The sequence below is a fragment of the Ralstonia sp. 22086 genome, assembly GCF_052045975.1.
GTDB lineage: Bacteria > Pseudomonadota > Gammaproteobacteria > Burkholderiales > Burkholderiaceae > Ralstonia > Ralstonia wenshanensis.
The window spans coordinates 1-24,985 of the sequence record NZ_JBQEPZ010000006.1 but is presented as its reverse complement, the minus strand read 5'-3'; the positions used below and the strand labels follow the sequence as shown (position 1 = coordinate 24,985).

The window sequence follows — 24,985 nt, the reverse complement described above, 5'->3', positions numbered from 1 at the left end:
CACGTCAGAAGCGGATCGATTTCATCAGCGCCAGCTCGCCGATCTTGCGCAGCGGCACGCTGACGAACTCGCGCCGCTCGTTGGGCGTGTTCTCGTTATAGATCAGCGTCAGTTGCGCGGTGATGAGATCGCGGTCGTGCGCCTTTTCGTCGAAGTTGTAGCCGCCGGCGTTGAAGTTGCCCCAGTAGTTCACGTAGAACAGCCAGACGCCGGGGCGCGGCGCGGCGGTCGAGAAAATCTCGGGGCCGGCGCCGTCGACGCTGTCCACGTCGAGCCCACCGCCGTCGGAGAGCAGCGGTTGCGCCCAGAACGCGTGATCGCCAATCGGCGAAATGACGTGCATGTCGACCTCGGCGCGCGGGTCGTCCCACGTGAGGACGGCGCGCAGCTTGGCCGAAGTCTTGGTGGTGTCCGCCTCGTAGAACTGCAGACGTTGGCGCGACTGGCCGTCGGCGCTGACGATTTCGACGCTGTTCGAACCCGGGCCGAACGCCCAGGGGCGCGCGAAACGGCCTTCGCCATCGCCATATAACGGCATGGCGTTGCCATTGACGACCAACACCGGCGGGCGGCGCTGCTTGCCAGCCGCGCGGATGCGTCCGGCGATGAGCGTGCGGTACTTTTGCGCGCCGCGGTCCACGGGCGGTTTTGGATACGCCGCGGTGTACTGCTCCAGCTCGTTGGTCAGCTTGCTGTTGCGCCAGCCGCCGATCGGCCCTTCCAGATCGGCCACCGGCTCAGCCAGCGCCGACGCGGCCAGCAGCAGCGCTGCGGCCCCCAGCGCCAAGCGCGTCATCCCACTCTTCACAGCAATCCCTCCCCTCGGATCAGGCGACGCGCCATCGCCTCGACAAACTGTTCGTCCTGCCCGCGCGGGTGACGCGCAAAGGCGAGGTGCAGATATTCGTGCGTCAGTGCGATGCGGTCTTCCTCGGAGGCGAACCGGTGCACGTAGAGCCGGTTGCGGCGCGCGTCGGCATACGGGCGGCCCTCTTGTACGACGCACACGGCCGGCAGCGGCGGTGTCTCGTAGCCGGGCTCGGCACTGAGGCGCGCGGACCAACGCGGTGCGTGCGTCTGCAGCCATGGCTGCGCACCCGCCACGGGTGAACAATCCCCCGCCACCGGGCTCTGGAACGACGTGAGCGTCGCCTGCGGCCACCACTGCGCGAGGATCGCGTCAAACCCCTGGCCGCGCTGGGCAGCGGCACGCGCGGCGGTCCAGCTCATCTGGCCGCGTGCGCTGATGGTGCCGTGGTACTGCACGGACTGGCCGGTTAGGACCAGCGTGTCGGTAAATTCGGCTGCATTGCGCGCGGCGGCCAGCGGTGGACGCGGCAGCACGCGCTGCGTCCGCGAGCTGTCGGCGATGCGGTAGCAGCCCTTGTCGCGCGAGGCGTGCTGCACAAGGTAGCTGCGTGCCGCCACGGCCAACGCACGCGCGGCCTGTGGCTCGGCGAGTTCGCCTTCGCGCTCGACCACGCGCGCCACGTAGTCGTTCATGCCCAGGCGGCCCGTAATGACCGCCATGTTGTTCTGGCGCGCGAGCGTCAACTCGCCCTTGCTCTCGATCGGCAGCGTGTTGCCGTTGACGAAGCGCACGGCGTAGCGGCCTTCCAGACGACCGGCCGCGACCGGCTTGCCGCTGGCATCGCGCACCTCGCGAATCGGGTAACGCGCGAAGAAGTCCACCGCGACGCAGGCATCATCGTCGGGCACGGGCGTCTGTTCGATCAGCGGCGTCAGGCGCGGTGCGGCAGCGGCCAGCACCTGCTTGCTCGACCCGGCACCGCCCAGCCAGACGGGCGTGCCGTCGGCCAGCCAGCCCGCGGCCCCGCCGATCGACGCGCCGGGCCGCTGCGGGTCGGGCATCGTCCACGTCTTGGCGCGCAGCAGACCGCCGAAGTCCGATACCGTGCCCTCGCCGCGCCCGATGGTCAGCACGGAGACGAGCGTTTGTGCCGCGGTCTCGCGTCCCTCAGCCGGGACGGACCGCAGCGCGGTGAGCAGATCCGCGACCGGCACCCGATGCGTCGGCTGCATGGCACGCAGGTCGCGCAGCCACGTGGGCGATCCGGCTTGCTGCCAGAAGCGGCGCCAATCCGCGCGGTCTAGCCCGAGACGCGCCGGTTCGAAATAGCGCCCGCACGATTGGATGAGCGCGCGCTCGCGGTCGATGCTGTTGCCTGCGGTGCAGCAGTAGACCTCTTCGGCGTCGTTGCCGTGACACGTGTAGTCGGGCGTGCTGATGCGGCGCGAGACAAGGTAGCTATAGACGAAGAGCTTCCAGACGCTGCCGAGCGGCGTTTCGGCGTCGCGCGGCAACGCGGTGGCTTGCGGCACGCCGCCGGCCGGGTCAGCGCTGAACTGCCAGAGCTTGGCGTCATCGCCTTGCAACGCGGCATATCTCAGTTGCGGAAGCGGTTGGCCAACCGGCCCGGCGGTGGCGTGCCCCGCCTGCCCGGCAAGCGCGAGTGCGCCGCCAGCCCACAGCAGGCCGGTCAGCACACCACGGGCGAGCAGGCGGGAAGACATCGCCAGATCACTCCACCTTGAACGGATAGCTGGCCGTCTTGCCGTCGCCCTGGAACGCCTTGGCTTCCGGCTGGTACATGCGGAAGTAGCGCACCGGCGGCAGCGCAAAGCGGCCCGGCAGCGAGAAGCGCACCAACTGGCGTAGCACGGTCGGGCGCTCCAGCGCAGGCACCGGCTGGTTGTACGAGAGCTGGCCCATTTCATACGCGGCCTTGCGCTCGAACGGCTGCGCGCCGTTGCCTTCGTTCGGTTCGCCCTTCAGCCCGTCGATCTGGATGCCCCACGTGGTGGCTTCCACTTCGGCGCCCGGCGGCAGCGGCACTTCGACCAAGCCGTAGCGGTACGTGCCCTGGCGCGGCGTCAACACAACCTCGTCGACGTAGAGCGCATTGCTGTCGAGCGTGTCGCCCGGCTTGACCGGCTTGGCGGTGAACGCGATACCGCTGCTGGCGTCGGCCGCCGGCTGCTTGGGCGCCTTCGGATCGGCCTTGGCGGGCACGCTGTCGATCGGCTCAAGACGATACAGCTTGCGCTCCACCGTGATCGGCAGCTTGGACGCCTCGGCCGCGCGGCTGCGGTACGACACGATGGCCGATTGCGTGGTCACGTCGGTCGGAGCCGTCGTGAGGTCCAGCGCGGCGGGCACTTGCGCGCCGTTCCAGCGCCAGGTCGGCACACCCACCGGCGAGCGCGCCGCCTGCCAGCCGCCAGCCGAAACGGCCGGCTGGAAGGTGGCAACGCTGGCACCTTGCAGGCCGCCCAAACCCTTCTGCAGCCAGACCAGCGCCACAGCGCGATCCATGGTCGGCATGGCGGCGCTGGCGCGAGCCAGCAGCGGTGCCGGGTCGGCAGCTGAGCGCCCGCCGCCCATCAGCAACAGGCTTTGCACCAGCGGGGAATTGTCGGCAGCCAGCGCGTTGCGTGCGGCAATGTCTGCGGAGACCAGCGCTTCCGGCACCGGCTGGCCGACTTGGCGCATCAGCTGTGCCGTCAGCACCGTCGCCACCTGACGGCCACGCGGCGAATCCGGCGCCACGAAGATCAGGCTGTCGCCAGCGGCGGGGTCGGCATCGGCCGAGGCCTTGGGCGCCTTGCCGCCGCTGGGCGCAAGCTCGTTGGCCACGCCCGACAGCGGCGTCGCCACCGGCAGGCCCATCTCGTTGGCAAACCACAGCGCCAGCGCGCGGTGCAGCAGCGGCTCGTTCTGGCTGGTGCGCTTGTAGGCTTCGAGCACCTGCTTCCAGTTGTCTGCCGGCAGGCTGATGCCGACCGAGCGGCTGGCGAGCCAATCCGCGTAATACGCATACGACGTGATCAGCGCGCTGCTGGTGGTCAGCTCGCCCCACCAGCCGAAGGTGCCGTTGGTGCCGGCCAGCAGTGCCAGACGTTGGCGTTGCGTGCGCAGCAGCGTGTCGACGCCTTGCGTGCCGGCCGGGCCGCCGTCGCCCAGGCGCGTGCCTGTGGCAGCCAGACTCTGCTGGGCCAGCGCCAGCGGGATCAGGCGGCTGGCGGTCTGCTCGGCGCAACCGTACGGATATTCGATGAGGCCATCGGCCACGCGGGCGAACTGGCTGGCCGTGTTGCCGACCACGCGCAGGCGCACGTCGCGCGCATCGGCGGGCAGGCCTAGCGGCAGGCGCGTGCCTTGCAGCTGCGTGAGCGGAACGACGCTTTCGCGGTCCGCCAGCCAGCCCGTTGCGTCCAGCTTGAGCGTGGTTTGCAGGCGATCCGAGACCTTGTCGTCCTGCTTCAGCTCGGCATTCACGACACCCGCCTGCAGCGCGGTCACGGGCGCGCGCAGGTAGTTGGCGCCGCGCTTGAGCGTCACGCGCTGGTTGATGTTGAGGCCGGCGCCCGAGACGATCCAATCGGCGGTGATGTCCTTGTCGGTCTGGTTGAAGGCGACCATGTCCAGGCGCGGCTGATCGCTTTCGCGGAAGCGTTGCGGGCCGGTCCACTTCAGATACAGCGGCTTGTCGGAGCGGATGCTTGCCGTGCGCTGGCCAACGATGCCGTCCGATGCGCCGGTGGTGGACACGGCGCGCACCGTGATGCGCCAGCGAGCCAGCGAATCCGGCATCTTGAAGGTCATGCGTGCACGGCCATCGGCGCCGGTCTGCAGGTTGGCGACCCAGGCAGCAGTGTCCTTCTCGTCGCGGCGCGGGCGCTCCAGCACCTTCACGCCACGCTCGTTATGGCGGCCATACGTGCCACCCGGCTTGCCCGGCAGCGAGGCCAGCGCCAGGTCGTAGCTGATGAAACTCTGGCTCGACGTGGTGCGCACGCTGTTGCGGCGCGGGTGGTAGAAGAAGTCGACGATGCTGGGTGCCACTTCAGGCTGCAGCACGTAGATCATTTCGTCGACCACCGACACAGTCAGGTTGGCCGGCACGGGCTTGCCCGCCAGCGCGCTGGTCAAGTCCAGCGTGACGGTTTCGCCCGGGGCGTAGACGGCCTTGTCGGCATGCACGCCCAGGTCCAGCGTCGGCTGCGTGACGACAATGCCGGCGTTCTGGAACACCATGTCGCCGTCGCGCACGTACAGCACCGAGAACGTCATGTTGGGCGCGAACTCTGCACCGATCTTGATGCGCGCGCGGTACTGCGACGGCGTGACCTTCTGCAGGCTGAGCCATTCGCCGCCGCGCGTGAGCAGCGCGTGGCGCTCCACCTTGTCGCGCTCCAGCGTGAGCAGCGCATCGTCCACCGGCAGCGGGAACGTGATCAGCGCTTCGGCCGTGTCGCCAATCTGGTAGCGATCGCGGTCGAACACCATTTCGATGTTGCCCGGCACGGTCTGCACGCCGTCACCGGCCACCCAGTGGCTGGACGCGGCGAGCAGGTTGCCGGCCGCATCGCGCACCGACAGCGTGTACGAACCCGGCTGGTCGAACTTGACCGGGAACGTGGCGTTGCCCTTGGCATCCGGCGCCAGCGTGCCTTCGGTGCGCGTGCGCGTTTCGAGGCGCACCAGATCCCACTTGGCGGGCGGCGCGCTGGCACCGCTTGCGCCGCTCACAACCGGCATCGGCGTGAGCGTGAACGACACGTTCTGCCCCGGCGTGGTGAAGTTCGACGTGGTCGACAGCTTGTACGGCGTCGCGCCACGTGCGATCAGCAATTCGCGCGTCACCTTCACACGGTACGCCGCGCCATCGTTGGCAAACACGGTCACCACGTAGCGGCTCGGTTCCTTGGCGGCGGGCAGTTCCAGCTTGGCGTTGCCGTCGCCGTCGGTGGTCAGCTCCTGCTGCTCCAGCTTGACGGGGAACAGGCCCGCGTAGCGCAGTTCGCCCTCCACCATCGTCACCTGTTGCGCGCGCAGGCTGACCGACACCTTGCCGTTCTTGACCGGCTTGCCGTCCGGATAGCGCAGGCTGATCTTGCCCTTGACCGCTTCGCCCGTGCCGTAGCTCGCCTTGTCCAGCGAGAGGTTCACGTCAAAGTGCGGCTTGATGTATTCGGCGACGCGAAAAGCGCCGCCATAGGTGCCGCCGTTGTAGTCGAAGCGCAGCGAGTAGCCGCCGGCCGGCGCGTTGGACGGCAGCGTAAAGCGTGCGTCCGCCCCGGTCTCGCCCGCCAGGCGCGTGGTCGTCGTGGCCACCGGTGCACCATTCGGGTCGAGCACTTGCAGCTTGATGTCGCCGGCAGCCGGCACGGTCGACTCGGTCGCGTTCTTGAAGTTGCGGCCGATGAACTTGACGCCCACTTCGTCGCCCGGGCGATACAGCGGGCGATCGGTGAAGGCGTACAGCTTGGTGTTGTAGATCTCGCTGTCGTAATAGAAATTCTCGGAGATAAACACACCGCCCGCGCGATCGTTGCCGATCACGTAGCTGCGCTCAGGCGACACGTGGCGCAGGTCGGCTGTCCCGTCCGACTCGGTGGTGCCCGAGGCCAGCACGCCCACGCCGTCGGTCCAGCTCACCGACGCGCCGCCGACGGGCTTGCCGCTCTTGCGCTCGGCCGTCCACACCATCATCCCCTGCGAGGTGCCCTTGGTGACGGCCACGGTGTCCGACACGAACAGAAGCGTGTGCGCACGGTACGCGCCAATCACCGCTTCAACGATGTACAGACCTGCAGGCAGCTTGCCGACCGGAATCATCACGTTGCCGGCATTCTGCGGCATCCACTCGCTGCTGCTGCCCTCGAGCTGCACGTCCTTGGGCGGCGCGATCGGCTTGGCGTCCCAGATCGGGTAGCGGAAGCGGCCCAGCAGTTCGTAGCCCTTGAGCGGCGCGTACTGCGGGTTGTTCGAGAAGCGCGTGGGCGCGGTCATCTGGTCGCCCATGCTGAACTGCGGCGCGGTCTCGACGGCTTTGCTGCGTGTGGCGAACGACAACACACGCTGCCAGGCGCGGCGGGCCTGGCGCGTCCAGTTGTCCCACAGATAGGCGAGCGTGTTGGCCAGGCCTTCGCCCGTGTAGTTGGCCTTGACGTCGATGCGGTGCAGGTTCTTCTGCGCCTTCAGAAATTCCAGCGGCTGCGGCACGCGGTAGACGAGGATGTCGGCGCCGCCGTAGCGGGAGAGTTCGTCCTTGTACTCGCGGCCCGGGGCCTCAAGACGGACCATCGCTTCCTGATCGGTGCCGTAGCTCGCATCCGACAGCAGGAAGAACGGCTGCCCCTTGAACGGCTCATAGCCGCTGCCCGGCACGTCGAACAGCGTGGGGTTCGGGGTTTCCGGCGCATCGGCCGCATGCGCTGCCGGCACCGAAACGACGAACGCCAGCACCGTCACGCAGACGGCGGCGACGAGATTGAACGACAGCCAACGGTTGCGCATGAGTTTTTCTACCGTGTCAAAAAGGCCAGACGAAACACGCCGATGAAGTTGGGGTTGCCGCTCTGCGGCTGCCAGCGCGAGTCTTTCCATTGCATCAGTTCAGAAACCGGGACCGCGCGCAGGCCGTTGTCGGTGCGGGTGACGGTGCCGGTGTGGTAAGCGATGTAGCGATCCATCCAGATCATCAGATGCTGGTCGTCGCCTTGATCAAAGAAGAGCAGATCGCCCGGGAGCGCCTGGTTGACGTCGCGGGCGATGAATCGGCTGTTCTGCTGGATGAGCCCCAGCGCCGAGACATACGCGCCGGTACTGCCATCGAAGCGTGCCCAACGCTGCGTGAGCGTGCGCTGGGCAGGTGTGAGATTCAGCTCGGGTGGCAGGTGTCGCGCGGATTCCGCATCGCGCATGCCGTTGGCGCGCAGCCAGCGGGCGTCGTGCGGGCGCAGCGCCTCGCCGGCGGCAAAGCGCACGAGGCCGGCGCAGTCGCGATGCGTCCAGCGCGGCGTCGGGCCTTGGCGGAGCTGCTCGTTGACGATGCGCACGAACCACGCCCGGAACACGCTGGATTGGTCCGGCGTGAGTGCATCGGCATCCGCGGGAGCCGCGTCGGCCCAACCCGACAACGCATGCACAGACGGAGCGAGCAGGCAGGCGCCCGCCGCCGTCAACCAACGGCGGCGGTTCAACGCGGCGGCCTGGGCGCGCAACGTCATTGCGTGCTGGTGTTGGCTTCGGAGGCGGAAGCCGCAGCCGCTGTGGTCGGCGCATCGGCCGCCGGGGCTTGTGCTGCCGTTGCGTCAGCCGGCGGCGGCGTGCCATCGCCACCGGCAGGCAGACCGCGTCCGCTTGAGAGCCACGTCACCGGCACCCAGCCGCGCGACGACGGCACGCCGCCATCCAGCGCCAGCGACACCGGCGCGTACCGCGACAGCGCCTTGAGCTTCGGAAACAGATGCGTCTGCGCAGCGTTCAGGAACACCGCTTCCTGGTCGGCCGGCAGCGCTGCACCCGCTTCGCGGCGGACAAGCGGGGCGAGCGATGCGGGCGTCATGGTCAGGACGATGCGATCGGTCTTGTCCTTCGGCAGGCTGTCGGCCACTGCGGGGAAGCGCTTGGCGAGCACCGCCAAGGCGTCATCGACGAGGCGCGCGTCAGGCGAAAACACGACCACGTCTCCCGCAATCGCCAGCGTGACCGGGAAGTAGCGATCCGACGACAGCTGCGCCGCAAACGGTGCCCCCGCCGACTGCGCGGTACCGTAACGCGCGCTCACCGGGCGCTGCCACAGCGTTGCGTTGGCGGGCCCTTGCTTTGTCGTCACCGGCAGGCGCTTGTACGGACCGGACTTGTCGTCAGCCTGCGCCTTGGCTTCGTACGACCCGACAATCTGGCCGAACAGCGCACCGAGCGCCGGCTTGACGGCTTCTGCCTGCGACGCCGACGACAGCTTCGCGACGAACAACGGCGCCACCAGCGACGACTTGCCGTACCAGCACGCGGCCGCCGGCCCCGCAAACGCATCGCCAACATGCGCGGCGGCTTCGCTGATCTCTTTGGCGTCGCCGGCAACGGACTTCAGCAGCGTGCCTGCGGCCTTCCAGTCGACCGGCAACGTCGCGCATGCGGCAGGGTCAGAGGGCAGCGCACGCCACAGGCCGGCGTTGTCCCACTTGGCCGTCAGCCGGGCCGGGTCGATGAGCGCGGCACTCTGCCAGCCGCTGCTGACGCCGTCCTTGCCCGAACCGAAGTCGAAGCGCAGCGCTTCAATGCCGGGGAAGTATTGCTGATAACCGAACGACAGATAGTTGGCGCTCACCACAACGTGATGGCCCGTCGGCTCCTGCGCGGGCAGCGCGTACGCCGTGCCCTGCACGTTGCGCTTGCCGGTATCGTCCGACAGCAGCGCCGCCAGCGCGCTGGCCTGCTTGGAAATCGGCTTGCCGTCCTTGTCCAGCAGGATGCCCGGCTCGGACAGCGCGATCAGCCGATCGCCCTTGCTGGCAATCAGGATCGAACGCGTGGCCGACAGCCTGAGCGCATAGACCGGCGCGCCCGAATCGCCCAGCCCATCGGCGACTTTGGTGAGCTGCGTATCGCTCGTGGCCACCGTGGCGACGGCTTCCAGCGCCTTGGCCAGGCCGTTGCGCTGCATCGAGAGCACCCAGTAACGCAGCTTGTCGTCCGGGCCGCGCCACAGCATCACGCGGGCGGGCTCGTCAAATACGTGCTTGAGCACCGTCTCGGCCAGGTCGAGCTTCTGCTCGTACGCCAGGCGGCGCAGCGCCCCGGCCACCGAGAGACGGTCTTCGTTGCCTTCGTAATAGGCGACGAAATCTTCGGTCAGCACGTCGCGCAGCAGCGGCACACGCAGCACGTCGCGCGGCAGTTGCGAAAGGCTTTGGCTGTCGATCAGGGCGTCGGGATAGGTCAGGTCGAGCTGGACCTGGCGGGCGTGCAGCACGCGCGTGCGGCCAAATGGGTGCCAGACCATCTGCACCACTGCCGCGCCGGCAACGACCAGGGCGACCGCGCCAACCGCGATCTGCTTGCGTGTGAGCTTCATGGAGGAATCGTCGGCAAGACTGGAAGGGCCGGCGCCTTGCTGAAACCTGCTCCGCTGGAGGGCGCGCAGATTGTAAAAAGTGCCGGTCTATAACCGCGAAATCATAGCGGTTGGCATGTTAAGGCGGGTTAACGTCTCAAGAAAATACGACTCGGGCGGCGCCAGTGTTGCTGGGCGTCTGCACACGGCGCCTCGGCAAAAAGCGGACAAAAAAAAAAGCCCGGCACATGGCCGGGCTTTGATGGTGTTGCTTGGCTCGCTTACGCGTCGCCTTCTTGCTGAACAGCAGGCGTTTCGAAGATCGAAGCGGCTTCTTCTTCGGCAATCGCCGCAGCGCGGTCGCGGTCGGCCACTTCCTTCGCCTTGCGGGCGCGGTGGTAGGCCAGGCCGGTACCGGCCGGGATCAGACGGCCAACGATGACGTTTTCCTTCAGACCACGCAGGTCGTCGACCTTGCCCATGATGGCGGCTTCGGTCAGCACGCGCGTGGTTTCCTGGAACGACGCCGCCGAGATGAAGCTGTCGGTCGACAACGATGCCTTCGTGATACCCAGCAGCAGGTTCTCGTAGGTCGCCGGACGCTTGCCCAGCGCGATCACCTTGTCGTTCTCGTCGAGCAGGTCCGAACGCTCCACCTGTTCACCCGGGATGAAGCGGGTGTCGCCGGTATCGACGATCTGCACGCGGCGCAGCATCTGACGAACAATCACTTCGATGTGCTTGTCGTTGATCTTCACGCCTTGCAGACGGTACACGTCCTGCACTTCGTCGACGATGTAGGTCGCCAGCTCTTCCACGCCCTTCAGACGCAGAATGTCGTGCGGGTCGGCCGGGCCTTCGACGATCATTTCGCCCTTGTTGACCACTTGGCCGTCGTGCACCAGCACCTGCTTTTCCTTGGCGATCAGGAACTCGTGGGCGTTGCCGTCGAGATCCGTAATCACCAGGCGCTGCTTGCCCTTGGTGTCCTTACCGAACGAAGTCGTACCGGTGACTTCCGCCAGCACGGCGGCGTCCTTCGGCGAACGGGCTTCGAACAGTTCGGCCACACGCGGCAGACCACCGGTAATGTCACGCGTCTTCTGCGATTCGGTCGGGATACGTGCGAGCACTTCACCCACGTGCACTTGCTGACCGTCCTTCACGGTGATCAGCGCGCCCACCTGGAAGCCGATGGTCACGGAGTGGTCCGTGCCCGGGATCTTCACTTCAGCACCCGACGAGTCGAGCAGCTTCACCTGCGGACGGATGCCCTTCGTGGCAGCGGTACGACGCTTCGCATCGATCACCACCAGCGTCGACAGACCGGTCACTTCGTCCATCTGCTTGGCGACGGTCACGCCTTCTTCGACGTTCTCGAACTTGATGGTGCCCGAGTACTCCGAAATGATCGGTCGCGTCAGCGGATCCCACGTGGCGAGCTGCGTGCCGGCCTTGATGGACTGACCGTCCTTGACCAGCAGCGTCGCGCCGTACACGATCTTGTGGCGCTCGCGCTCACGGCCGTGGTCGTCGGTGATCAGCGCTTCGCCCGAACGCGAGATGACGATCTGCTCGCCCTTCGCGTTGGTGACGTAACGCATGGTCGCCGTGAAGCGCACGGTACCGGTTGCCTTCGCTTCCACGCTCGATGCCACTGCCGCACGCGATGCCGCACCACCGATGTGGAACGTACGCATCGTCAGCTGCGTGCCCGGCTCACCGATCGACTGTGCAGCGATCACACCCACTGCTTCGCCGGAGTTCACGAGCACACCGCGGCCGAGGTCGCGACCGTAGCACTTGGCGCACAGGCCGTAGCGCGTGTCGCAAGACAGCGGCGTACGAACCTTCACTTCGTCCACGCCCAGCGCGTCGATCAGGTCCACCATGTCTTCGTCGAGCAGCGTGCCGGCTTCGATCGCGGTTTCCTGCGTTTCCGGGTTCACCACATCGTTGACGACCACGCGGCCGAGGATACGGTCGCGCAGGGCTTCGATCACTTCACCGCCTTCAACCAGGGCCTTCATGGCCACGCCGTTGGAGGTGCCGCAATCGTCTTCCACCACCACCAGATCCTGCGTCACGTCGACCAGACGACGGGTCAGGTAACCCGAGTTCGCGGTCTTCAGTGCCGTATCAGCCAGACCCTTACGGGCACCGTGGGTCGAGATGAAGTACTGCAGAACGTTCAGGCCTTCGCGGAAGTTCGCGGTAATCGGCGTCTCGATAATCGAGCCGTCCGGCTTGGCCATCAGGCCACGCATACCGGCGAGCTGACGGATCTGCGCTGCGGAACCCCGTGCGCCCGAGTCGGCCATCATGTAGATGGAGTTGAACGACTCTTGCTTGACGGTGTTGCCGTTGCGGTCGACCACGTCTTCGGTCTGGAGCTGCTCCATCATCGCCTTGCCCACCTGGTCGCCGGCGGCGCCCCAGATGTCCACGACGTTGTTGTAACGCTCCTGGTCCGTCACCAGACCCGACATGTACTGCTTGTCGTATTCCTTCACCTTGGCAGCCGCCTCGGAGATGATCTTCTCCTTGGCCGGCGGCACCAGCATGTCGTCGATGGCGATCGAGATACCGGCGCGCGTTGCCAGGCGGAAGCCCGACTGCAGCAGCTTGTCAGCGAAGATCACGGTTTCGCGCAGACCGCACTTGCGGAATGCCGTGTTGATCAGGCGCGAAATCTCCTTCTTCTTCAGCGGCTTGTTCAGCACCGAGAACGGCAGACCCTTCGGCAGAATCTCCGACAGGATCGCGCGGCCGACCGTGGTGGCCTGCAGCGTGATCTTCGGCGCGAAGCGGGCATCGCCGTCGGCTTCCGGGTTCACCAGGTCGTACTCGGTGATCCGCACGTTCACGCGCGAAGCCAGTTCGACTTCCTTGTTCTCGTAGGCGCGGATCACTTCCGAGATGTCGGCGAACGTCATGCCTTCACCGCGGCCGTTGATCTTGTCGCGGGTCGTGTAGTACAGACCCAGCACCACGTCTTGCGACGGCACGATCGACGGATCGCCGTTGGCCGGGAACAGCACGTTGTTCGACGCCAGCATCAGCGTACGCGCTTCCATCTGCGCTTCGAGCGACAGCGGAACGTGAACAGCCATCTGGTCACCGTCGAAGTCGGCGTTGAACGCCGCGCAGACCAGCGGGTGCAGCTGGATGGCCTTGCCTTCGATCAGCACCGGCTCGAACGCCTGGATACCCAGACGGTGCAGCGTCGGCGCACGGTTCAGCATCACCGGGTGTTCGCGGATCACCTCTTCGAGGATGTCCCACACCACCGGCGTCTGGCTTTCCACTTCCTTCTTCGCCGCCTTGATCGTGGTGGCGATGCCCATCGTTTCCAGCTTGTGGAAGATGAACGGCTTGAACAGCTCGAGCGCCATCAGCTTGGGCAGGCCGCACTGGTGCAGCTTCAGCGTCGGGCCCACCACGATGACCGAACGGCCCGAGTAGTCCACGCGCTTGCCCAGCAGGTTCTGACGGAAACGACCGCCCTTACCCTTGATCATTTCAGCCAGCGACTTCAGCGGACGCTTGTTGGCGCCGGTCATCGCCTTGCCGCGACGGCCGTTGTCCAGCAGCGAGTCCACGGCTTCCTGCAGCATGCGCTTTTCGTTGCGCACGATGATCTCCGGCGCCTTCAGCTCAAGCAGACGCTTCAGACGATTGTTCCGGTTGATGACGCGGCGATACAGGTCGTTCAGGTCCGACGTGGCGAAACGGCCGCCGTCCAGCGGCACGAGCGGACGCAGCTCGGGCGGCAGCACCGGCAGCACTTCGAGGATCATCCAGTCCGGCTTGATGCCCGAACGCTGGAATGCCTCGAGCACCTTCAGGCGCTTGGCGAACTTCTTGATCTTGGCTTCCGAGCCCGTGGCCTGCAGCTCGGCGCGGATCGTTTCGATCTGCTTCTCGATGTCGATGCCGCGCAGCAGCTCGCGAATGCCTTCGGCGCCCATCATGGCAACGAACTCGCCTTCGCCGTACTCGTCGCACTTGGCCAGGTAGTCGTCTTCCGACATGATCTGGCTCTTCTTGAGCGCGGTCATGCCCGGCTCAACCACGACGAATGCTTCGAAGTACAGCACGCGCTCGATGTCGCGCAGCGTCATGTCGAGCACCATGCCCAGACGCGACGGCAGCGACTTCAGGAACCAGATGTGCGCGGTCGGCGCAGCCAGTTCAATGTGGCCCATGCGCTCACGCCGCACCTTGGCCAGCGTCACTTCAACGCCGCACTTCTCGCAGATCACGCCACGGTGCTTCAGGCGCTTGTACTTGCCGCACAGGCACTCGTAGTCCTTGATCGGGCCGAAGATCTTGGCGCAGAACAGGCCGTCACGCTCGGGCTTGAACGTACGGTAGTTGATGGTCTCGGGCTTCTTGACTTCGCCAAACGACCACGAACGGATTTTCTCAGGCGACGCGAGGCCGATCTTGATCGCGTCAAACTGCTCTTCTTGCTGTACCTGACGGAATAGGTCGAGCAATGCTTTCATTCCAAACTCCTTGAGTTTGAGGCTGGCGCCTTGGTGTGACCCAAAGGCGCCGGCCCTAAATCTTCGTCAATGGCTGCTGTTACCAGGGCATGGCGATGTTGCCGCCACGCCCTCACCGCATCGGCGCTCAGTTGCGCTCGAGGTCGATGTCGATACCCAGCGAGCGGATTTCCTTCACCAGCACGTTGAACGATTCCGGCATGCCGGCATCGATCGAGTGCTCGCCCTTGACGATGTTCTCGTACACCTTGGTCCGGCCGTTCACGTCATCCGACTTCACGGTCAGCATTTCCTGCAGCACGTAGGACGCGCCGTACGCTTCGAGTGCCCACACTTCCATTTCACCGAAACGCTGGCCACCGAACTGGGCCTTACCGCCCAGCGGCTGCTGCGTCACCAGCGAGTACGGACCGGTCGAACGCGCGTGCATCTTGTCGTCGACCAAGTGGTGCAGCTTCAGCATGTGCATCACGCCCAGCGTGACCGGACGCTCGAAGGCTTCACCGGTGCGGCCGTCGAACAGCGTGACCTGTTGCTTGGAAGCGGTCAGGCCCTTCTCCTTCGCGATGTCTTCCGGATAGGCGAGGTCCAGCATGCGGCGGATTTCATCCTCATGCGCACCATCGAACACCGGCGTCGCGAACGGCACGCCCTTCTTCAGGTTCTCGGCCAGCTCGAGGATTTCAGCATCGGACAGGCTGTCCAGATCTTCAACCTTGCCGCTCTCGTTGTAGATCTGACCCAGCAGCTTGCGGATCTCGGCAGCCTTGGCTTGCGCCTTGAGCATGTTGCCGATGCGCTCGCCCAGACCCCGGGCAGCCCAACCCAGGTGGGTTTCGAGAATCTGACCCACGTTCATCCGCGAAGGCACGCCCAGCGGGTTCAGCACGATGTCGGCAGGTGTGCCGTCGGCCATGTAGGGCATGTCTTCGATGGGGGTGATCTTCGACACAACACCCTTGTTACCGTGACGGCCGGCCATCTTGTCGCCAGGCTGCAGGCGACGCTTCACGGCCAGGTACACCTTGACCATCTTGATCACGCCCGGCGGCAGTTCGTCGCCTTGCGTGAGCTTCTTGCGCTTCTCTTCGAACGCGAGGTCGAAGTCGTGGCGCTTCTGCTCGATGGCAACCTTCACGGCTTCCAGTTGCAGCGCGACTTCGTCTTCCGCCGGGCGGATGTCGAACCAGTGCCACTTGTCCAGATCGGCCAGGTATTCCTTCGTGAGCGCGGTGCCCTTGGCCAGCTTCTTCGGGCCGCCGTTGGCAACCTTGCCCACCAGCAGACGCTCCAGACGCTGGAAGGCATCGCCTTCCACGATACGCAGCTGGTCGTTCAGGTCCAGGCGGTAGCGCTTCAGTTCTTCGTCGATGATCGACTGGGCGCGCTTGTCACGCACCACGCCTTCACGCGTGAAGACCTGCACGTCGATCACGGTACCGCTCATGCCCGAAGGCACGCGCAGCGAGGTGTCCTTCACGTCGGACGCCTTCTCACCGAAGATCGCACGCAGCAGCTTCTCTTCCGGCGTCAGCTGGGTCTCGCCCTTGGGCGTGACCTTGCCGACCATCACGTCGCCGGCTTCCACTTCTGCGCCGATGTACGTGATGCCCGATTCGTCCAGGCGAGCCAGTTGGGCTTCGGCCAGGTTCGAGATGTCGCGCGTGATTTCTTCCGGTCCGAGCTTGGTGTCGCGAGCAACGACCGACAGCTCCTCGATGTGGATCGAGGTGTAGCGGTCTTCAGCAACCACACGCTCCGAGATCAGGATCGAATCCTCGAAGTTGTAGCCGTTCCAGGGCATGAACGCGACCAGCATGTTCTGGCCGAGCGCCAGCTCGCCCATGTCGGTCGAGGCGCCGTCAGCGATCACGTCGCCGCGGGCAACGACATCGCCCACCTTGACCATCGGACGCTGGTTGATGTTCGTGTTCTGGTTCGAACGCGTGTACTTGATCAGGTTGTAGATGTCCACGCCGACTTCACCAGCGACGGCTTCGGCATCGTTCACGCGGATCACCACGCGGTTCGCGTCAACGTAGTCGACCACGCCGCCACGGGTTGCCTGCACGGCGGTACCCGAGTCCACTGCTACGGTGCGCTCGACGCCGGTACCCACCAGCGGTTTGTCCGCACGCAGGCAAGGCACGGCCTGACGCTGCATGTTTGCGCCCATCAGTGCACGGTTTGCATCATCGTGCTCGAGGAACGGCACCAGCGAGGCTGCAGCCGACACGATCTGCGACGGTGCCACGTCGATGTACTGCACGCGGTCCGGCGTGACCATACGGGTTTCACGCTCGCTGCCTTCACGCGCGGAGACCAGCTCGTCGATCAGATTGCCGTCCTTGTCCAGCGTCGCGTTGGCCTGCGCCACCACGTACTTGCCTTCCTCGATGGCCGACAGGTAATCCACCTGGTCGGTCAGCTTGCCGTTTTCAACCTTGCGGTACGGCGTTTCGAGGAAGCCGTAGTCGTTCAGTTGTGCGTACAGCGCCAGCGAGTTGATCAGACCAATGTTCGGACCTTCCGGCGTTTCGATCGGGCACACGCGGCCGTAGTGGGTCGGGTGCACGTCACGGACTTCAAAGCCCGCGCGTTCGCGCGTCAGACCGCCCGGGCCCAGTGCCGAAATACGACGCTTGTGCGTGACTTCCGACAGCGGGTTGGTCTGGTCCATGAACTGCGACAGCTGCGACGAACCGAAGAACTCGCGAATCGCCGACGAAATCGGCTTCGAGTTGATCAGGTCGTGCGGCATCAGGTTTTCCGTCTCGGCCTGGCCCAGACGCTCCTTGACAGCACGCTCAACGCGCGACAGACCGGCACGGAACTGGTTTTCCGCCAGTTCGCCGACGCAACGCACACGGCGGTTGCCGAGGTGGTCGATATCGTCCACTTCGCCCTTGCCGTTACGCAGGTTCACCAGCAGCTTGATCGTGTCGAGGATGTCCTCGTCGGTCAGCACCATCGGGCCGGTACCGGTCGAACGGTTCAGGCGGCTGTTGACCTTCATGCGGCCAACGCGCGACAGGTCGTACGAGTCTTCGCTGTAGAACAGACGCTGGAACAGCGCTTCGACAGCGTCTTCGGTCGGCGGCTCGCCGGGGCGCATCATGCGGTAGATGGCGATACGCGCGGCGGTCTGGTCGGCCGTGTCGTCCGTGCGCAGCGTCGCAGACATGTACGGACCTTGATCCAGGTCGTTCGTGTACAGCGTCTGAATTTCCTTCACGCCGGCGTCGCGCAGCTTCTCGAGCACGCCTTCGGTCAGTTCGTCGTTGGCGTTGGCCAGGACTTCACCGGTATCCGGATCGACGATGTTCTTCGCCAGCACGCGGCCCAGCAGGTAGTCTTCCGGCACGCTGATCAGCTTGGTACCGGCGGAATCCAGGTCGCGGATGTGCTTGGCGTTGATACGCTTGTCCTTCTCAACCACGACCTTGCCGTTCTTGTCGGAAATGTCGAAGCGAGCGACTTCACCGCGCAGACGCTCGGGCACGAATTCCATCAGTGCGCCTTCGGTCTTGAGCGTGAAGTTGTCGAACACGAAGAAGTGCGCCAGGATCTGCTCCGGCGTGAGGCCAATCGACTTCAGCAGGATCGTCACCGGCATCTTGCGGCGGCGGTCAACGCGGAAGTACAGGATGTCCTTCGGGTCGAATTCGAAATCGAGCCACGAGCCGCGGTACGGAATGATCCGCGCCGAGAACAGCAGCTTGCCCGAGCTGTGCGTCTTGCCCTTGTCGTGCTCGAAGAACACGCCCGGCGAACGGTGCAGCTGGGACACGATCACACGTTCCGTACCGTTGATCACGAACGAACCGGTGGAGGTCATGAGCGGAATTTCGCCCATGTAGACTTCCTGCTCCTTGATCTCCTTGACCTTGGTAGGATTCTCGCGGTCGTTGATGATCAAGCGCACTTTTGCGCGCAGCGCCGAGTGGAAGGTCAGACCACGCTGCTGACATTCCTTGACGTCAAACGGCGGGTTGGACAGGTGGTACGACACGAACTCCATGCGTGCCAGACCGTTGTGCGACACGATGGGGAAAATGGCGTTGAACGCCGCTTGCAGACCTTCGCTCTTGCGTTGTGCAACAGGAGCGTTCTCCTGCAAGAACTGGGCATACGATTGAATCTGGGTGGCAAGCAGGAAGGGAACCTGATGAACCGTTGCGCGTTTCGCGAAACTCTTGCGAATACGCTTCTTCTCGGTAAAGCTGTACGCCATGGGATCTCCGAATCATCGCAAGTGCGCGCGACGGACTTAAGGCGATAAGGCACGCCTGACACTTGAGGTGTTCAGCGACTGGTGACGGGATTTGGCGGTTGGCCGCTACCAACCTCTGGCTGACGGTACTGCGCGCGCCACCCGCACATGGGCCCATGGAGCCCATGCTACGGACGGGGGAGTACCCGACCAAACTTGCCTTCTGCAGTCGGTTCAGAAGACAAACATCAGCGGACTGCTAACTGCCTAGTGTGCCACTGATGTTTGGCCTCTGCTGGCCTTGTCCTGGCCGGCGGCCGGAAAACCCGGCAAAGAGACTTCAACGATACTTACAGCGTGATTGCGGGATCGCTCAACAATCGGTCCCACAAGCGCAAAAAGGCTGGCGCCGGGAAATCTCCCTTTGCCAGCCTCCATCGCGTACCGATACGGCACGCGAGACCTGCACTTACTTGGCTTCGGCTTCCGCGCCGGCTTCCACCAGCTTCTTCACCAGCTCGTCGGCGGTCTTCTTGTCGACGCCTTCCTTCACGGGCTTCGGTGCGCCATCGACCAGGTCCTTGGCTTCCTTCAGGCCCAGGCCGGTGATTTCACGCACGGCCTTGATGACGCCAACCTTGTTCGCGCCGGCGCTCTTCAGCGTCACGGTGAATTCGGTTTGCTCTTCAGCAGCAGCAGCGCCACCAGCAGCAGCCGGACCGGCCACGGCCACGGCAGCAGCCGACACGCCAAACTTCTCTTCGAACGCCTTGACCAGGTCGTTCAGTTCCATCACGGACATCGCGCCAACGGCTTCCAGGATGTCGTCTTTGGTGATTGCCATTTGAATAACTCCAGAATGTGATTCGGTATCGATCGTGCGATCTGTGCGCGGTGCAGCAGCAGCCTATTAGGCCGCTGCAGCCTCGCCTTCGCCTTGCTTGGCAGCCAGGGCACCCAGGGCGCGGGCAAAGCCCGACACCGGAGCCTGCATGACGAACAGCAGCTTGCTGAGCAGTTCTTCGCGGCTCGGAATCGTTGCCAGCGCCTTCACGGCGTCGACGTCGAGAACCTTGCCATCGTACGAACCGGCGCGCAGCACCAGCTTGTCATTGCCCTTGGCGAAATCGTTCAGCACCTTGGCCGGGGCCACTGCGTCTTCGGAAATACCGTAGATCAGCGGGCCGGTCAGTTGCTCGGCGAGTTCGGCAAACGGCGTGCCTTCAACAGCACGGCGCGCCAGCGTGTTCTTCAGAACGCGCAGGTAGACGCCTTGCTGGCGCGCTTGCGCGCGCAGCTTGGTCAGATCGCCAACCGTGATACCGCGATATTCGGCGACGACGATGGTCGAGGCCTTGGCGACTTGCGCCGTTACCTCGGCCACGACGGCCTTCTTATCTTCGAGATTGAGTGCCACGGTTAAGCTCCAAAACGACTTCGGTTTCCGCAGTCACTGCGTTCACCTCGGTCAGTCCAAAAGTACGGCGTCCGATTGGCACAAATCACTTCGGCAATACCAAAGTCACTCATTCCCTTCGGGGGCGCCATCTGCGTTGGCTGAAGTCAGTCTCCGTTTCCGGAGCGGGCTGCGATTAAGGTGTTGGCTCCAAGGAGCCCTTCACCGCCAACGGTCTTTGATAACCAGCGGCGTCGGCCTGCTTGCGCAAACGTCTACCACTGCCCAAAGTCTTGTCCCTCAAGCTTCGAGAGTCCGCGCGGCCGGGGCCGCGCGAGAGAAAACAGCTAACACCGGGATGGTTATCGGGCCACCCGATGCGAATGATCGAGTTCGATCAGGCAGCCAGGGTTGCCTGGTCAACACGCACGCCCACGCCCATCGTCGACGACACGGCGACCTTGCGCAGGTACACACCCTTGCTCGACGCCGGCTTGGCCTTGGTCAGTGCGTCCAGCAGTGCAGCCAAGTTGCTCTTCAGGGCTGCCGGCTCGAACGATCGGCGGCCAATGGTGGCATGGACGATACCGGCCTTGTCGACACGGAATTGCACCTGACCAGCCTTGGCGTTCTTCACAGCCGTAGCAACGTCCGGCGTCACGGTGCCGACCTTCGGGTTCGGCATCAGGCCGCGCGGGCCCAGAATCTGACCCAGCGTACCGACCACGCGCATCGTGTCCGGCGAAGCGATCACGACGTCGAAGTCCATCTTGCCGGCCTTGATCTGCTCGGCAAGATCTTCCATGCCGACGATCTCAGCGCCCGCAGCCTTGGCTTGCTCGGCCTTGTCGCCTTGAGCGAACACAGCCACGCGCACCGACTTGCCGGTACCGGCAGGCAGCACCACCGAACCACGGACCACTTGGTCCGACTTCTTTGCATCGATGCCCAGTTGCACGGCCACGTCGATGGATTCATCGAACTTGGCGCTGGCGCATTCCTTGACGAGGCTCAGTGCTTCGTCGATCGGGTAGAACTTGGTACGCTCGACCTTGGCCTTGTTCGCGGCCGCACGCTTCGAAATCTTTGCCATGATTACAGGCCCTCCACCGTGATACCCATCGAACGGGCGCTACCGGCGATCGTACGCACGGCGGCGTCCAGATCAGCTGCGGTAAGGTCAGCGTTCTTCGCCTTGGCAATTTCTTCTGCCTGGGCACGGGTGATCTTGCCGACCTTGTCGGTATGCGGCTTGGCCGAACCCTTCTGGATACCGGCGGCCTTCTTGATGAGCACGGTCGCCGGCGGCGACTTCATCACGAAGGTGAAGCTCTTGTCGGCGAAGGCGGTGATCACCACCGGCACCGGCAGACCCGGTTCCATACCTTGAGTCTGCGCGTTGAACGCCTTGCAGAACTCCATGATGTTCAGACCGCGCTGACCCAGAGCGGGGCCGACGGGCGGGGACGGATTTGCTTTACCAGCCGGAATTTGCAGCTTGATAAAGCCAATAATTTTCTTGGCCATCTTGACTCCAATCCGGATTGCCTAGCTCAAACAACCATGGCAATCCTGTTGAGTGGTAACGCATCGGCGCAAGGCCGACGCTCCTCTGTTGGCGCAGGTGACATTGCCACCGTTGCCCGCCAAGTCCAACGGACCGGGCGATTGGCGCAGTGGCTTTCGCCACCACACCGAATTTCTTAAACCTTCTCGACCTGACCGAACTCGAGCTCGACCGGCGTCGCACGTCCGAAGATCGTCACGGAAACGCGCAGGCGCGATTTCTCGTAGTTCACTTCTTCGACGTTGCCATTGAAGTCGGTAAACGGGCCTTCCTTCACGCGCACCATCTCACCCACTTCGAACAGCGTCTTGGGACGTGGCTTCTCGACCCCTTCCTGGATCTGGGCCATGATCTTGTCGACTTCGCTCTTGGAAATCGGCGAGGGGCGATTGCCCGTACCACCAATGAAGCCAGTCACCTTGGAGGTGTTCTTCACCAAGTGCCAGGTCTCGTCGGTCATCTCCATTTCGACAAAGACGTAGCCGGGGAACAGGCGGCGCTCAGTCACGGTCTTGCGACCGCTTTTGCTCTCCATCACCTCTTCCGACGGCACCAGAATCTGACCGAACAGATGTTGCAGGCCTTCGCGCTCAATACGCTCCTGCAGCGCGCGTTGCACGCTTTTTTCCATGCCCGAATAGGCATGCACGACATACCAGCGCTTCTTCGAGGCCGGTGCGGACGAATCCGTGGACGTGTCGTTCGCTACGTTATCCGTCATGGCTTCACTCGATTATTTCCAGCCCAGCACGAGCGAGAAGATCACCCACTCAATGAGCTTGTCCGCAGACCACAGGAACAGGGCCATGATCACGACGAACGCAAACACCAGCCCGGTCATTTGCCCGGCTTCCTTGCGCGTCGGCCACACCACCTTGCGAACTTCGCGGTACGACTCACGCGCAAACTCGATGAAGCCTTGCCCAGGCGCGGACACCAGCGCAACGCCTGCGCCCAACACCAGCCCGCTGATCAGCGAGGCAGCACGGACATAGCTCGGCTGTTGCGCAAGCAGGTAAAAACCGATCACCCCAGCAACCAGCAGCAGGAACGCCAAGACCAGCAGCCATTTGCCGCTGGCGGTGTTGACGGTTTCGACGTTCGGATTGGCCATGTTTCCCAAACGAGACTAAGCCGCGTGGCGCGTTTTCCTGCGCGACGCGGCTGATGAATTGGCAGGGGCAGAGGGAATCGAACCCCCAACCTTCGGTTTTGGAGACCGACGCTCTGCCAGTTGAGCTATACCCCTAAAACAGCTTTGGGGTTGCCATTCGGTCAACCCCACTCTGGCACTTCACGTGCGGCCGGTTGGCAGCCGCACGGAAGAATTACAGCTCTTACTCGATGATCTTAGCGACGACGCCGGCGCCGACGGTACGGCCGCCTTCACGGATAGCGAAGCGCAGACCTTCTTCCATGGCGATCGGGGCGATCAGCTTGACGGTGATCGACACGTTGTCGCCGGGCATAACCATTTCCTTGTCGGCCGGCAGCTCGATCGAGCCGGTCACGTCCGTCGTACGGAAGTAGAACTGCGGGCGGTAGTTGTTGAAGAACGGCGTGTGACGGCCGCCTTCGTCCTTCGACAGGATGTAGACCTCGCCCGTGAAGTGCGTGTGCGGCTTGATCGAACCCGGCTTGCACAGCACTTGGCCGCGCTCGACATCTTCGCGCTTCGTGCCGCGCAGCAGAATACCGACGTTGTCGCCTGCTTGACCTTGGTCCAGCAGCTTGCGGAACATTTCCACGCCCGTGCAGGTGGTCTTCTGCGTGGCCTTGATACCGACGATTTCGAGTTCTTCGCCGACCTTAACAACGCCGCGCTCGATACGGCCGGTCACCACAGTGCCGCGACCCGAAATCGAGAACACGTCTTCCACCGGCATCAGGAACGTACCGTCAACAGCGCGCTCCGGCGTCGGGATGTAGGTGTCCAGTGCGTCGGCCAGGTTCATGATGGCCACTTCGCCCAGTTCGCCCTTGTCGCCTTCCAGCGCCAGCTTGGCCGAACCCTTGATGATCGGGGTGTCGTCGCCCGGGAAGTCGTACTTCGACAGAAGTTCGCGCACTTCCATCTCGACCAGCTCCAGCAGCTCGGCGTCGTCCACCATGTCGCACTTGTTCAGGAACACGACGATGTAAGGCACACCAACCTGGCGGGCCAGCAAGATGTGCTCACGCGTTTGCGGCATCGGGCCGTCAGCGGCCGAGCACACCAGGATTGCGCCGTCCATCTGGGCAGCACCGGTAATCATGTTCTTGACGTAGTCGGCGTGGCCCGGGCAGTCAACGTGCGCGTAGTGTCGGTTAGCCGTTTCGTACTCGACGTGTGCGGTGTTGATCGTGATGCCACGCGCCTTCTCTTCCGGCGCCGCATCGATCTGGTCGTATGCCTTGGCGGCACCACCAAACTTGGTCGCCAGCACGGTCGTGATCGCTGCGGTCAGCGTCGTCTTGCCGTGGTCAACGTGACCAATCGTACCAACGTTCACGTGCGGCTTGGTCCGCTCGAACTTTTCCTTTGCCATGTCGCGACTCCTGTCTCGGTAGCGATTTGCGTTGGTGGATGCGTGGTGCCCATGGGCAGGATCGAACTGCCGACCTCTCCCTTACCAAGGGAGTGCTCTACCACTGAGCCACATGGGCAAAACTTGCGAACAGTGAATGGAGCGGGTGAAGGGAATCGAACCCTCGTCGTAAGCTTGGAAGGCTTCTGCTCTACCATTGAGCTACACCCGCCCGGGTTACTTCTTCCCTTGCCGCCCGGCCTCGCGGCCGAACTCACTGCTTAATTCTGGTGGAGAGGGTTGGATTCGAACCAACGTAGGCGTAAGCCAACAGATTTACAGTCTGCCCCCTTTAGCCACTCGGGCACCTCTCCGAAGAGAACTTGCGATTATGGGACCATCAGGCCACCCTGTCAAGCATTGCTTGATGAAATCGCGAGATTTCGAGCATTGATGCTCTCATCCTTATAGGCCACGACATTCGGCTGATCAGCGTGGCCACGGCACGCGGATATGCACCCCACGGCGCCGATAGAGGCGCTTGCCGAACCTTCGTCGAAAGTGGCAATGGGGGCGACCGGCGGAGTATCGAAAGACAGAAGCCCCAGCGAGTTGCCACCGTGAAGCTGCGGGACACTCGATGGCGGGGCGCAGGCACACGGGCTAGCCGACTGCGCGAACGCATCCTCCCGCAACGGCTAGAGCCTCCGTTGTGAGCTTTTTGCTATGAATTGACGGCCGAGCGTGCGTGCTGGCGCGCAACTCGACGAGTGACAGCGCGTTTGGAAAGGTGTATCGGAATGAGCCGCGCAAAGACAAACACCCCAGCTCTTTGAAGGGAGCTGGGGTGTTGGATGGGAGAGCCTGGCGATGACCTACTTTCACACGGGAATCCGCACTATCATCGGCGCGGAGTCGTTTCACG

Annotated in this window: 14 protein-coding genes and 4 tRNA genes; all 18 read right to left on the bottom strand. The window is 64.0% G+C overall.

Going from position 1 to position 24,985, the window contains the following annotated elements:
* Positions 1–4: 4 nt before the first annotated feature.
* The 18 genes from ACTJK6_RS22870 to ACTJK6_RS22785 all read right to left on the bottom strand — a co-directional run bounded on the left by ACTJK6_RS22870 (position 5) and on the right by ACTJK6_RS22785 (position 24,434).
* A complete protein-coding gene (locus tag ACTJK6_RS22870; protein WP_440840259.1) occupies positions 5–796 on the bottom strand; it encodes a YfaP family protein in 792 nt (263 codons plus the stop codon).
* 8 nt (positions 797–804) lie between these two features.
* Positions 805–2,535, bottom strand: a complete 1,731-nt coding sequence (locus ACTJK6_RS22865) for a YfaQ family protein (RefSeq protein ID WP_440840258.1) — start codon at positions 2,533–2,535, stop codon at positions 805–807.
* Between the two features lie 7 nt (positions 2,536–2,542).
* The gene (locus tag ACTJK6_RS22860; protein ID WP_440840257.1) at positions 2,543–7,324 is read right to left on the bottom strand and encodes an alpha-2-macroglobulin family protein; all 4,782 of its coding nucleotides are present in this window, start codon (positions 7,322–7,324) and stop codon (positions 2,543–2,545) included.
* Positions 7,325–7,332: 8 nt separating this feature from the next.
* Positions 7,333–8,037: a DUF1175 domain-containing protein gene (locus ACTJK6_RS22855; protein WP_260804346.1), complete on the bottom strand. Its 705-nt coding sequence runs from the start codon at positions 8,035–8,037 to the stop codon at positions 7,333–7,335.
* On the bottom strand, positions 8,034–9,887 hold the full coding sequence (locus tag ACTJK6_RS22850) for a DUF2138 domain-containing protein (RefSeq protein WP_440840256.1): 1,854 nt from the start codon (positions 9,885–9,887) through the stop codon (positions 8,034–8,036). Before ACTJK6_RS22850 ends, ACTJK6_RS22855 begins: the two co-directional genes overlap by 4 nt.
* 260 nt (positions 9,888–10,147) lie before the next feature.
* Entirely contained in the window at positions 10,148–14,377 is a 4,230-nt protein-coding gene (gene rpoC / locus ACTJK6_RS22845) for a DNA-directed RNA polymerase subunit beta' (RefSeq protein WP_232041206.1), read from the bottom strand.
* Positions 14,378–14,504: 127 nt separating this feature from the next.
* Positions 14,505–18,611 carry a DNA-directed RNA polymerase subunit beta gene (gene rpoB / locus ACTJK6_RS22840; RefSeq protein WP_232041207.1) on the bottom strand — a complete coding sequence of 1,369 codons (4,107 nt, stop codon included), beginning with the start codon at positions 18,609–18,611 and terminating at the stop codon, positions 14,505–14,507.
* A 448-nt stretch (positions 18,612–19,059) separates the two neighbouring features.
* The gene (gene rplL / locus ACTJK6_RS22835; RefSeq protein WP_004634456.1) at positions 19,060–19,434 is read right to left on the bottom strand and encodes a 50S ribosomal protein L7/L12; all 375 of its coding nucleotides are present in this window, start codon (positions 19,432–19,434) and stop codon (positions 19,060–19,062) included.
* 66 nt (positions 19,435–19,500) lie between these two features.
* Complete coding sequence (gene rplJ / locus ACTJK6_RS22830) at positions 19,501–20,007, bottom strand: 50S ribosomal protein L10 (RefSeq protein WP_004634455.1); 507 nt, start codon at positions 20,005–20,007, stop codon at positions 19,501–19,503.
* A gap of 376 nt (positions 20,008–20,383) precedes the next feature.
* Positions 20,384–21,079, bottom strand: a complete 696-nt coding sequence (gene rplA / locus ACTJK6_RS22825) for a 50S ribosomal protein L1 (RefSeq protein WP_147216777.1) — start codon at positions 21,077–21,079, stop codon at positions 20,384–20,386.
* A 2-nt stretch (positions 21,080–21,081) separates the two neighbouring features.
* Positions 21,082–21,513: a 50S ribosomal protein L11 gene (gene rplK / locus ACTJK6_RS22820; RefSeq protein ID WP_004634453.1), complete on the bottom strand. Its 432-nt coding sequence runs from the start codon at positions 21,511–21,513 to the stop codon at positions 21,082–21,084.
* Positions 21,514–21,689: 176 nt separating this feature from the next.
* On the bottom strand, positions 21,690–22,274 hold the full coding sequence (nusG, locus tag ACTJK6_RS22815) for a transcription termination/antitermination protein NusG (RefSeq protein WP_004634452.1): 585 nt from the start codon (positions 22,272–22,274) through the stop codon (positions 21,690–21,692).
* 12 nt (positions 22,275–22,286) lie between these two features.
* Positions 22,287–22,667, bottom strand: a complete 381-nt coding sequence (gene secE / locus ACTJK6_RS22810; protein ID WP_232041208.1) for a preprotein translocase subunit SecE — start codon at positions 22,665–22,667, stop codon at positions 22,287–22,289.
* Positions 22,668–22,726: 59 nt separating this feature from the next.
* Positions 22,727–22,802 (bottom strand) — tRNA-Trp (locus ACTJK6_RS22805).
* An 88-nt stretch (positions 22,803–22,890) separates the two neighbouring features.
* A complete protein-coding gene (gene tuf / locus ACTJK6_RS22800; protein WP_004634449.1) occupies positions 22,891–24,081 on the bottom strand; it encodes an elongation factor Tu in 1,191 nt (396 codons plus the stop codon).
* A 43-nt stretch (positions 24,082–24,124) separates the two neighbouring features.
* Positions 24,125–24,199 (bottom strand) — tRNA-Thr (locus tag ACTJK6_RS22795).
* Between the two features lie 19 nt (positions 24,200–24,218).
* Positions 24,219–24,292: transfer RNA gene (locus ACTJK6_RS22790), tRNA-Gly, on the bottom strand.
* Between the two features lie 56 nt (positions 24,293–24,348).
* Positions 24,349–24,434 (bottom strand) — tRNA-Tyr (locus ACTJK6_RS22785).
* Between the last annotated feature and the right edge of the window lie 551 nt (positions 24,435–24,985).

Bases quoted from the DNA above. Each gene is read 5' to 3' on its own strand.
- ACTJK6_RS22870 (WP_440840259.1), bottom strand. From the start codon at position 796: ATGACGCGCTTGGCGCTGGGGGCCGCAGCGCTGCTGCTGGCCGCGTCG.
- ACTJK6_RS22865 (WP_440840258.1), bottom strand. From the start codon at position 2,535: ATGTCTTCCCGCCTGCTCGCCCGTGGTGTGCTGACCGGCCTGCTGTGG.
- ACTJK6_RS22860 (WP_440840257.1), bottom strand. From the start codon at position 7,324: ATGCGCAACCGTTGGCTGTCGTTCAATCTCGTCGCCGCCGTCTGCGTG.
- ACTJK6_RS22855 (WP_260804346.1), bottom strand. From the start codon at position 8,037: ATGACGTTGCGCGCCCAGGCCGCCGCGTTGAACCGCCGCCGTTGGTTG.
- ACTJK6_RS22850 (WP_440840256.1), bottom strand. From the start codon at position 9,887: ATGAAGCTCACACGCAAGCAGATCGCGGTTGGCGCGGTCGCCCTGGTC.
- rpoC (WP_232041206.1), bottom strand. From the start codon at position 14,377: ATGAAAGCATTGCTCGACCTATTCCGTCAGGTACAGCAAGAAGAGCAG.
- rpoB (WP_232041207.1), bottom strand. From the start codon at position 18,611: ATGGCGTACAGCTTTACCGAGAAGAAGCGTATTCGCAAGAGTTTCGCG.
- rplL (WP_004634456.1), bottom strand. From the start codon at position 19,434: ATGGCAATCACCAAAGACGACATCCTGGAAGCCGTTGGCGCGATGTCC.
- rplA (WP_147216777.1), bottom strand. From the start codon at position 21,079: ATGGCAAAGATTTCGAAGCGTGCGGCCGCGAACAAGGCCAAGGTCGAG.
- rplK (WP_004634453.1), bottom strand. From the start codon at position 21,513: ATGGCCAAGAAAATTATTGGCTTTATCAAGCTGCAAATTCCGGCTGGT.
- nusG (WP_004634452.1), bottom strand. From the start codon at position 22,274: ATGACGGATAACGTAGCGAACGACACGTCCACGGATTCGTCCGCACCG.
- secE (WP_232041208.1), bottom strand. From the start codon at position 22,667: ATGGCCAATCCGAACGTCGAAACCGTCAACACCGCCAGCGGCAAATGG.
- tuf (WP_004634449.1), bottom strand. From the start codon at position 24,081: ATGGCAAAGGAAAAGTTCGAGCGGACCAAGCCGCACGTGAACGTTGGT.